Annotated in this window: 10 protein-coding genes; 4 read left to right on the top strand and 6 right to left on the bottom strand. The window is 70.3% G+C overall.

Translation table 11 applies throughout. The features are described from left to right. On the top strand, nt 1-829 hold an 829-nt coding region (locus VLJ82_RS05925; RefSeq protein ID WP_408662402.1), incomplete at its 5' end, for an SURF1 family protein. 70 nt (nt 830-899) lie between these two features. Here the strand turns inward: VLJ82_RS05925 and VLJ82_RS05920 are convergent. Both VLJ82_RS05920 and VLJ82_RS05915 read right to left on the bottom strand, forming a co-directional pair. Next, nucleotides 900-1,406: a peroxiredoxin gene (locus tag VLJ82_RS05920; RefSeq protein ID WP_408662404.1), complete on the bottom strand. Its 507-nt coding sequence runs from the start codon at nt 1,404-1,406 to the stop codon at nt 900-902. 5 nt (nt 1,407-1,411) lie between these two features. Continuing rightward, nucleotides 1,412-1,870 (bottom strand): DUF3052 domain-containing protein, encoded by a 459-nt coding sequence (locus tag VLJ82_RS05915; RefSeq protein WP_408662401.1) that lies wholly within the window; start codon nt 1,868-1,870, stop codon nt 1,412-1,414. A 165-nt stretch (nt 1,871-2,035) separates the two neighbouring features. Here VLJ82_RS05915 and aceE point away from each other — a divergent pair, with 165 nt between their 5' ends. The 3 genes from aceE (at nt 2,036) to VLJ82_RS05900 (ending at nt 5,571) form a co-directional block, all read left to right on the top strand. Then, complete coding sequence (gene aceE, locus VLJ82_RS05910) at nt 2,036-4,795, top strand: pyruvate dehydrogenase (acetyl-transferring), homodimeric type (protein ID WP_408662400.1); 2,760 nt, start codon at nt 2,036-2,038, stop codon at nt 4,793-4,795. Nucleotides 4,796-4,870: 75 nt separating this feature from the next. Then, entirely contained in the window at nt 4,871-5,134 is a 264-nt protein-coding gene (locus VLJ82_RS05905) for a type II toxin-antitoxin system Phd/YefM family antitoxin (RefSeq protein ID WP_408662399.1), read from the top strand. 5 nt (nt 5,135-5,139) lie between these two features. After that, nucleotides 5,140-5,571: a type II toxin-antitoxin system VapC family toxin gene (locus tag VLJ82_RS05900; protein WP_408662398.1), complete on the top strand. Its 432-nt coding sequence runs from the start codon at nt 5,140-5,142 to the stop codon at nt 5,569-5,571. A 56-nt stretch (nt 5,572-5,627) separates the two neighbouring features. On the opposite strand, the gene VLJ82_RS05895 is transcribed toward VLJ82_RS05900, so the two are convergent. The 4 genes from VLJ82_RS05895 to VLJ82_RS05880 form a co-directional block, all read right to left on the bottom strand. Next, the gene (locus tag VLJ82_RS05895; RefSeq protein WP_408662397.1) at nt 5,628-6,578 is read right to left on the bottom strand and encodes an aldo/keto reductase; all 951 of its coding nucleotides are present in this window, start codon (nt 6,576-6,578) and stop codon (nt 5,628-5,630) included. A 61-nt stretch (nt 6,579-6,639) separates the two neighbouring features. Beyond that, nucleotides 6,640-7,938, bottom strand: a complete 1,299-nt coding sequence (locus VLJ82_RS05890; RefSeq protein ID WP_408662396.1) for an AMP-binding protein — start codon at nt 7,936-7,938, stop codon at nt 6,640-6,642. A gap of 86 nt (nt 7,939-8,024) precedes the next feature. Further along, nucleotides 8,025-8,894, bottom strand: coding sequence for an NAD-dependent protein deacetylase (locus tag VLJ82_RS05885; protein WP_408662395.1), 870 nt, complete (start codon nt 8,892-8,894; stop codon nt 8,025-8,027). Then, complete coding sequence (locus tag VLJ82_RS05880; protein ID WP_408662394.1) at nt 8,895-9,716, bottom strand: pirin family protein; 822 nt, start codon at nt 9,714-9,716, stop codon at nt 8,895-8,897. Nucleotides 9,717-9,725: the final 9 nt, after the last annotated feature.

Here is a 9,725-nt window from a genome sequence, read left to right as displayed (position 1 = left end):
GTTCGCCCTCATGGTGGTGCTCGCCGCGATCTGTGGGGTGGCCGGAACCTGGCAGCTGGAACGGTTCCACCAGAAGCACGAGGCCAACCAGAAGCTGCGCCTGGACGACGGCGACCGCCCGGCCGATATCGCCACCGTGCTGGGCGCGGCGACGGCCCAGGTCTCCGACGGCAGGGCGCAGAAGTTCCGGCACGTCACCGCCACCGGGACCTACCTCAGCGCCGGCGAGACGCTGCTGCGTGACCAGACCGTCAACGGCGATGTCGGCTACGTCGTGCTCACCCCGCTCAGGACCAGCGCCGGGGTGCTGATCATCGCCCGCGGCTTTCTGGCGCAGACCGGCGCGGCCACCACCAGCCCGCCGGTGCCGGCCAGCCCGGCGGGGACGGTCACCGTGACCGCCCGGCTGCAGCCCGCCGACAGCAAGCCCGACCGGTTCGGGCGGCTGCCCGGCCGGCAGGTCGAGACCGTCAACGTCGCGGAGCAGGCCGGCCGGCTCCACGCCCCGGTCTGGAACGGCTACGCCGAGCTGCTCGCCGGCCAGCCAGGCGCCGCCGGCCTCACCGCGCTGCCGAACCCGGACCTTTCCAACCCGGCCGGTGGCGCGGACGAGCCGCAGCACGCCGCCTACGTGGTGCAGTGGTACCTCTTCGGCGTCCTCGCGCTGTGCGCGCCGTTCGTCATGGCGGCCGCCGAGCGCCGCCGCGATCAGGCCGAGGCCGCTGGAGCAGCCGAGCAGGACGGCGCCCCTCCGGCTACAAGCGCCACGAGCATGCCGGCCAAGAGCAAGAAGGCCTCGCTGGACGACCGGCTCGCCGGCCGCGCCTGACGATCAGCCAGCCGCTGAGACAGCCGGCGACCCAAGCATCCAGCGACCCACGCCTCCAGCGCCGAACGCGCTAGCCGGCGACGCCGGACGTCACCGCCGCGATCTCGTCCAGCCAGCGCTGCGGGTCCCGGCCGACACCGATCTCCTTGGCCTCGCTGAACCGGATGATGCCGTCCCGGTCGATCAGGAACGTCCCCCGGTTGGACACCCCGGCATCGGTGTTGAACACGCCATACGCCTCAGCCACTGCCCCGTGCGGCCAGAAGTCGGCCAGCAGCGGGAAGTTCAGCTCGTCGCGCTGGGAGAAGATCTTGTGCACGAACGACGAGTCGATGCTGAGCGTCAGCACCTGCACCGCATCGTTGGCGAACTCGGCGATCCGGTCCCGGATCTGCCCCAGCTCACCGGTGCAGATGCTGGTGAACGCCCACGGGTAGAACACCAGCAGCACCGCCTTGGAGCCCCGGAAGGACGACAGCGTCACGACCTCGTTGTTCTGGTCACGCAACGTGAAGTCGGGCGCCTCGGTCCCCACCGGCAGCGGCGTCAAGCCCGGAACCGACACCGCATCAGCCATGAAGCTCATCGCCGCTCCCCTTTGCCTCGTTCAACGCCGGCCTTGGCGCGCCTGCTGACCAGCCGCGCGCCGGTCCAGTCGGCCGACAACGGCAGCAGGGAAGTCTGCGAGAGGCCGGCCGTAGGGGCCGCCTCCGAGATGTCGGACGGCTCGACGTAACCCGGCCGGCCCCGCTTGGGAGTCAGCAGCCAGATCACCCCGTTGTCGGCCAGCGGGGCGATCGCATCCACCAGGGCGTCGACCAGGTCCCCGTCATCCTCCCGGAACCAGAGAAGGACGACATCAACTACATCGTCTGAGTCCTCGTCCACCATGTCGTCGTCCAGGCGGTCCTCGATCGCTTCGCGCAGAGCCTGGTCGACGTCGTCGTCATAGCCCAACTCCTGCACAACCATGCCTGGCTCGATGCCCAGGCGGTCAACCAATGCAGTCGTGTTTTCCCCGGTCCCGGGGGTGGTGCTCACTGCCAGCCTCCAGAGGTGGTGCCTGAGCGGCGAGGCGCATCCTCACCGCTGGTAACCGTGCCCCGGTAGATAACCACACTTCGGCGGCGAAGCAACCCTCCGGGCCTACTCATCGGTAAACATCGAAGGTCACCTCTTCTCGCCTGTTGGTGGGACACTGGTCAGGTGACTCGTGATCGCTACAGCATCATCACCGATGGATTGCCAAGCCAGCTCCCCGATATCGATCCCGGCGAGACCCGCGAGTGGATCGAATCCTTCGACGCCGCTGTCGACCATGACGGCCGCCAGCGCGCCCGCTTCCTGCTCCTGCGGCTGCTCGAACGCGCCAGGGAACGCCAGGTCGGCGTCCCGGCCCTGCGCAGCACCGACTACATCAACACCATCCCGCCCGAGCGCGAGCCCTGGTTTCCCGGCGACGAGCACATCGAGCGCCGGATTCGGGCCTACATCCGGTGGAACGCCGCCATCATGGTCAGCCGGGCCAACAAGCACCTGGGCGTCGGCGGGCACATCGCCACCTACGCCTCGGCGGCCTCGCTCTACGAGGTGGGTTTCAACCACTTCTTCCGGGGCAAGGAGCTGGCCAGCGGAACCGGCGACCAGATCTTCTTCCAGGGCCACGCCGCGCCCGGCATCTACGCCCGCGCGTTCCTGGAGGGCCGGCTCACCGAGCAGCACCTGGACGGCTTCCGGCAGGAGAAGTCCAAGGCGCCGTACGGCCTGTCCTCCTACCCGCACCCCCGGCTGATGCCCGATTTCTGGGAGTTCCCGACCGTCTCGATGGGGCTGGGCCCGATCGGCGCGATCTACCAGGCCCGGTTCAACCGCTACCTGGCCGCCCGCGGCATCGCCGACACCACCAACTCCCACGTCTGGGCGTTCCTGGGCGACGGCGAGATGGACGAGGTGGAGTCGCTCGGCGCGATCGGGGTGGCCGCCCGCGAGGAGCTGGACAACCTCACCTTCGTCATCAACTGCAACCTGCAGCGCCTGGACGGGCCGGTGCGCGGCAACGGCAAGATCATCCAGGAGCTGGAGTCCATCTTCCGGGGCGCCGGCTGGAACGTCATCAAGGTGATCTGGGGCCGGGACTGGGACCCGCTGCTGGCCGCTGACCGCGACGGCGTGCTGGTCAACAAGATGAACACCACGCCGGACGGGCAGTTCCAGACCTACACCGTCGAGTCCGGGGCCTACATCCGCGAGAACTTCTTCGGCAGCGACCTGCGGCTGCGCAAGATGGTGGAGGACCTGTCCGACGAGCAGCTACGGGTGCTCTCCCGCGGCGGCCACGACTACCGCAAGGTCTATGCCGCCTTCAACTCCGCACGCGCCCACGTCGGCCAGCCGACGGTCATCCTGGCCCACACCATCAAGGGCTGGACGCTGGAGAGCTTCGAGGGCCGCAACGCCACCCACCAGATGAAGAAGTTGACGAAGGGCGACCTGAAGGCCTTCAGAGACCGGCTGCACCTGGAGATCACCGACGAGGCGCTGGAAGCCGACCTGCCGCCGTACTACCACCCGGGCGAGAAGTCCGACGAGATCCAGTACATGAAGGAACGCCGGGAGGCCCTGGGCGGCTCGCTGCCCAAGCGCGTCAACCGGTCCAAGCCGCTGGTGCTGCCGGACTCGGCGGCCAGCGCCTACGCCGACCTGAAGAAGGGCTCGGGCAAGCAGAACATCGCCACCACCCAGGTGATGGTCCGGCTGTTCAAGGACCTGATGCGCGACAAGGAGATCGGCAAGCGGTTCGTGCCGATCATCCCGGACGAGGCCCGCACCTTCGGGCTGGACGCGATCTTCCCGACGGCCAAGATCTACTCCCCGCACGGCCAGGAGTACGACGCGGTCGACCGGGACATGCTGCTGTCCTACAAGGAGTCCACCCAGGGGCAGATCCTGCACGAGGGGATCAGCGAGGCCGGCTCCACCGCGTCATTGATCGCGGCCGGCACCGCCTACAGCACCCACGGCCAGCCGATGATCCCGTTCTACATCTTCTACTCGATGTTCGGGTTCCAGCGGACCGGCGACCAGTTCTGGCAGTTCGCCGACCAGCTGGGCCGGGGCTTCGTGCTGGGCGCGACGGCCGGCCGGACCACGCTGACCGGCGAGGGCCTGCAGCACGCCGACGGGCACTCGCTGCTGATCGCCTCGACCAACCCGGCAGTGGTGGCCTACGACCCCGCGTACGCCTACGAGATCGCCCACATCGTCGAGGCCGGCCTGCGCCGGATGTATGGCTCGTCGCCCGAGCACCCGCACGGCGAGGACGTCTTCTACTACCTCACCATCTACAACGAGCCGATCCCGCAACCGGCCGAACCCGCCGAGGTGGACGCCGAAGGCATCCTGCGAGGCATTCACCAGGTCGCCGCGGGGTCCGGGGAGCCGGGCCGGCCGCGCGCGCAGGTGCTGGCCTCCGGGGTGGCGGTGCCGTGGGCGCTGCGCGCCCGGGAGCTGCTGGCCGAGGACTGGGGCGTGGATGTCGACGTCTGGTCGGTGACGTCCTGGAACGAGCTGCGCCGGGACGCGCTGCGTGCCGACGAGCACAACTTCCTGCACCCGGACGCCGAACCGGTGACGCCCTACATCACCGCCAAGCTGGCCGAGACAGCCGGGCCGGTGGTGGCGGTGTCGGACTACATGCGCGCCGTGCCGGACCAGATCGCCCAATGGCTGCAGGCCGCCGGGCGCGACTGGAGCTCGCTGGGCGCTGACGGCTTCGGCTTCGCCGACACCCGTGGCGCGGCCCGCCGGTTCTTCCACATCGACGCCGAGTCGGTCGTGGTGAACGTGCTGGCGCAGCTGGCCAAGCGCGGCGAGGTCAAGCCCGAAGCGGCCCGCGACGCCCTGGAGAAGTACCGGCTCAACGACGTCGCAGCCGCCAACGCGGGATCAGCGGAGGGCTCCGCCTGACGGTTCGGGTGCTGACCCGCGGGTGCGCGGGCCCGATCTGTACAACTGCGTTCTGCCCTATTGTACACTGCGTTGATGGACGTCGCGATCAGCATGTTGAGGGCTGAGTTGTCAGGCTGGATCGAGCACGTCCGGGCCGGTGAGGAAGTCGTCATCACCGAGCGGGGCATCCCGGTTGCCCGGCTGCTGCCGATCGACACAGCACCGCTGATCGATCAACTCACCCAGCAGGGCGTGCTCGGCAAGCCGCGACGGGCAGACCGGCCGGATGCCCGCGCTGTTGTCCGGGCGAAGGCATCCGAGCCGGTCTCCGACTTGGTGGCCGAGCAACGCCGCTGACCGCCATGGCCATCGTGTATTTCGACAGCAGCGCCTTCGTGAAGCTGGTCATCGATGAGGCGGGCAGCGAGCTCGCCGCGGCCCTCTGGAACGGCTGTGATGCGGCGGTGTCCAGCCGGCTGGCCTATCCCGAGGTCCGCTCCGCCCTGGCCGCCGCTGGGCGCGCCCAGCGGCTCGCCGCGGCCGAACAGGCGCACGCCGAGACACTGTGGGAGAGCTTCTGGGCGGCCACCAGGCCGGTCGAGGTCACCGATGCCCTCGCCGCGCACGCCGGGGAACTGGCGTCTCTGCATTCGTTGCGTGGCGCCGACGCGGTACACCTCGCCAGCCTGATGGCGGTCAGCTCCACCGAGACGGTGTTCGCGGTGTGGGACGGCCGGCTGCGAACCGGAGCGGCAGCGGCAGGCATCCGGATGGCGCCGGCTACTCAGCCGTAGCTGCAGCGGGTGCGGATCTACCCCACCTTGATGATCGGTCGCGGCGGGCGGGCTTGTCAGTACCGGGCGCCGACCACATGGCTGCCCAGCGGGTCGAGCTCGGCCAGGTCCTGCTCGGTGAGCTGGACGTCCAGCGCCGCCACGTTCTGCTCCAGCCACTGCACCCGCTTGGTGCCCGGAATGGGCGCCACCGGAATCCCGAGCCGGTCGGACCGGGCATGCACCCAGGCCAGCGCGATCTGGGCCGGGGACACCCCCTGCCGCTGCGCCACTGCCCGGACCGCCGCGACGATCGCCAGGTTCGCCTGGCCGGCCTCGTCGCGGAACCGCGGATTGAAGCGACGGAAGTCCTTGCCGTCGAGCCGGCTCGGATCCACGGTGCCGGTCAGGAATCCCCGGCCCAGGGGTGAGTACGGCACCAGCCCGATGCCGAGTTCCATCATGGCCGGCGTCACGGCCTCCGCGTCGCGGGTCCACAGCGAGTACTCGCTCTGCACGGCCGTGATCGGGTGCACGGCGTGCGCCCGGCGCAGCAGCCGCTCGTCCACCTCGGACAGCCCCAGGTAGCGCACCTTGCCCTCGGCGACCAGCTCGGCCATCGCGCCGACCGTCTCCTCGATCTCCGCGGTTTGCGGCGGCCGGTGCAGGTAGTACAGGTCGATCACGTCGACCCCGAGCCGCAGCAGCGAGGACTCGCAGGCCCGCTTGACGTAGCCGGCCTCGCCCCGGAACACCCGGGCCCGATCACCGCCGGAACGATCGATGCCGAACTTGGTGGCCAGCTGCACCTGCTCGCGCCGGCCGGCGATCGCCCGCCCGACCAGCACCTCGTTGTGGCCGGCGCCGTAGACATCGGCGGTGTCGAGGAAGGTGACGCCGAGCTCCAGCGCCCGGGAGATGGTGGCTATCGAGGTATCCCAGTCCGCCGCCCCGTACCACTCGCTCATACCCATGCAGCCCAGCCCCTGGCGGGAGACCTCAAGGTCACCGAGCTGAATCCGATCCATCGTGCTGTCTCCGATCTGGGCGGGGGCGGGGGGCATTCGAACCCATTGCTAATTCATCGGCTCAGCGCTGGTCAAGCACCCGGACGGCCTTGCCCTGCGACCGCGGGATCGACTCCGGCGCCAGCACGTCCACGCTGACCGTGACCCCGATCCGGTCCTTGACCAGCTGGCTGAGCTGGCCGGCCAGGCTGGCGGCATCGGCGTCGGGCGCCCGTGCTTCGACCCGCACGCTCAGCTCGTCGAGCCGGGCGGGTCTGGTCAGCACGCACTCGAAGTGCGGCGCGAGCCCCGGCACGGTCAACAGCAACTCCTCGATCTGGGTCGGAAAGACGTTCACCCCCCGAATGATCATCATGTCATCGGTGCGGCCGGTGATCTTCTCGATGCTGCGGAAGGCCGGGTAGGCGCTGCCGGGCAGCAACCTGGTCAGGTCCCGGGTCCGGTAACGCACCACCGGCATCGCCTGCTTGGTGAGCGAGGTCAGCACCAGCTCGCCGACCTCCCCCACTCCGAGCACCTGGCCGGTCTCGGGGTCGATGACCTCGGGATAGAAGTGGTCCTCCCACACCTGCAGGCTGCCGGGATGTCCCGCCGCCTCCTGTCCGATCCCCGGACCCATCACCTCGCTCAGGCCGTAGATGTCCAGGGCGGTGAGCTGGGCGCGCTGCTGCATCTCCACCCGCATCGCCTCGGTCCACGGCTCGGCGCCGAAGATGCCGATCCGCAGGGACGACTCGGCGGCATCGATCCCCTGGCGGGCCAGCTCATCCAGGATCGCCAGGAAGTAGGACGGTGTCACCATGATGATCCGGGGCTCGAAGTCGGCGATCAGCTGCGCCTGCCGCGCGGTCATGCCACCGGAGACCGGAACGACCGTGCACCCCAGCCTCTCCGCGCCGTAGTGGGCGCCCAGGCCGCCGGTGAACAGGCCGTAGCCGTAGGCCACGTGCACGATGTCACCCGGACGTCCGCCCGCGGCGTAGATCGACCGGGCCATCACCGCGGCCCAGGTCTGCAGATCGCCGGCGGTGTAGCCGACGACCGTCGGCTTGCCGGTGGTGCCGGATGAGGCGTGCACCCGCGCCACCTGCTCCCTGGGCACCGCGAACATCCCGAACGGGTAGTGCTGGCGCAGCTCGGCCTTGCTGGTGAAGGGGAATCGGGCCAGGTCGGCCAGCGAGGCCAGATCGTCCGGATGCACCTCGGCCGCCTCGAACGCCGCCCGGTAGTGGCCGACGTTGTCATAGGCATGGCGCAGCGACCACCTCAATCGGCGCAGCTGCAGCTCGCGAAGCTCATCGGGGTCGACGCTTTCCAGCTCCGCGAAGGCGTCCACGTCATCCAGCCGCGACAGCTCCATCGACCAGTCCTCTCGCGCCCGCTGCGGTTATCGCCCGACCCTATCGCCGCAGGGCCGCCAGCTGCTCGGCTGAGACCTCGGCCCGATCAGCCGCCGATCGCCTCAGCGGCCAGCGCGGGCAGCACAGCGCCGAGCGGCCCATCGAGCAGCACGTCGGCCAGCGAGTCGCCGCGGGTGGCGCCCTGGTTGATGATCGCCACCGCAATGCCACGGGCGGCCGCCCGCCGGACGAACCGGAACCCGGAGGCGACCGTCAGGGACGAGCCCAGCACCAGCAGCAACCGGCTGGCCTCGACGAGGGCGTAGCAGCGGGCCACCCGTTCCGGCGGCACGTTCTCTCCGAAGAACACCACATCGGGCTTGAGTGGGCCGGCGCCGCAGTCCAGGCAGTCCACCAGCCGGAACGAGGCGATCTCGGACTCGGCAAGCTCGACGTCGCCGTCGGGCTTGACCGGCCCGGCGTCCAGCGCCTCGCGGGCGCCGGGGTTGGCGGCCACCAGCCGCTCGTCGAGCTCGTCGCGGTCGCTGGTCGCCCGGCAGCTCAGGCAGGTCACCCGGTTCAGGCCGCCGTGCAGCTCGATCACATCGCGGGCCCCGGCCGCCTGGTGCAGCCCGTCGACGTTCTGGGTGATCACCCCGCTCAGCAGCCCGGCACGCTGCAGCCTGGCCACCGCCTGGTGGCCGTGATTGGGCTCGGCCTGTTCGATCCGCTGCCAGCCGCGGTGGCTGCGGGCCCAGTACCGCCGCCTGGCCGCCGGGCTGGCGGTGAACTCCTGGAACGTCATCGGGGTCGCCGGGTGCAGCCGGCCGGTCGGACCGCGGTAGTCCGGAATCCCGGACTCGGTGGACAGCCCTGCCCCGGAGAGCACCAGCACGCCGCCGTTGTTGATCTCTCGCGCCAGCCAGCGCTGGTCCGCGGCGACGGCCGGGTCGCTGAGCTCGGCTGCTGCGGACACCTAGCCAGGGTAAGTGCTCTGACCAGCAGCCGCCCCGATGCCGGCCTGCATCCGCCAGACCAGCAGCTCGGTCGGCTCGCCGGCCCGCACCACAGCCGGCTCGCCGCCCGGCACGACAGCTTGCTCAGCTGCCGGCGCCAGCCCACCGCCACTGGTGATCCGCAGCGCGTCGCCGGCCGCCAGCTCGCCCAGCTGCTCGCCGTCCCCGGACTCGTACGTCACCGAGCCCGCGGTCAGGTACAGGTGCAGGTACCGCGCGTCCGGCAGGGTCACCGCCCGGCCGGCCGGCAGCTTGGCCACCGACAGCGCCGCCGCCCGCTGCCGGATCCGCAGCACGCCGGCTACGCCGTCCGCGCCCGCCTGGGCGGCGCCGGAGGCGACCTCCACCAGCTCGCCGCTGGCCAGCCGATCCTCCGGACGTAGCAGCCGGGAGGCCGGCGGCAACCCGAACTCGTCCGGCGTCAGCCACATCTGCACCACCTGCACGGGCTGGTCGTCGGCGCTGAGCTCGGTGTGCCGGATGCCGCTGCCGGCCGCCACGTAGTGCAGCTGCCCGGCGCCGATCACCGTCCAGGCCCCGTCGGCTTCGGAGTGCGCCAGCGTCCCGGCAACCACCCAGGTCAGGATCTCGACGTCGCGGTGGGCGTGAACCGGATAGCCCGGGCCGGGTTGCAGGATGTCGGCATTGTGGGCCACCAGCACCCCGAAGCCGATGTTGTCAGGGTCGTAGTGCGGGCCGAAGGCGAACGAGTGCCGGGAGTCCAGCCACTCGGTGCGGGTGCTCGCCCGGTCGGCGCCTCGGCGAATCTCGAACGTGCTCACCGTGCTCAC

The organism is Jatrophihabitans sp. (assembly GCF_035474675.1).
In the GTDB taxonomy this organism is placed as follows: Bacteria; Actinomycetota; Actinomycetes; order Mycobacteriales; family Jatrophihabitantaceae; genus Jatrophihabitans_A.
This window is presented reverse-complemented; position numbering and strand designations above follow the sequence as displayed.

Coding starts and splice junctions, on each gene's coding strand:
- VLJ82_RS05890 (WP_408662396.1), bottom strand. CDS start 7,938: ATGGAGCTGTCGCGGCTGGATGACGTGGACGCCTTCGCGGAGCTGGAA.
- VLJ82_RS05920 (WP_408662404.1), bottom strand. CDS start 1,406: ATGGCTGATGCGGTGTCGGTTCCGGGCTTGACGCCGCTGCCGGTGGGG.
- VLJ82_RS05900 (WP_408662398.1), top strand. CDS start 5,140: ATGGCCATCGTGTATTTCGACAGCAGCGCCTTCGTGAAGCTGGTCATC.
- VLJ82_RS05905 (WP_408662399.1), top strand. CDS start 4,871: ATGGACGTCGCGATCAGCATGTTGAGGGCTGAGTTGTCAGGCTGGATC.
- VLJ82_RS05895 (WP_408662397.1), bottom strand. CDS start 6,578: ATGGATCGGATTCAGCTCGGTGACCTTGAGGTCTCCCGCCAGGGGCTG.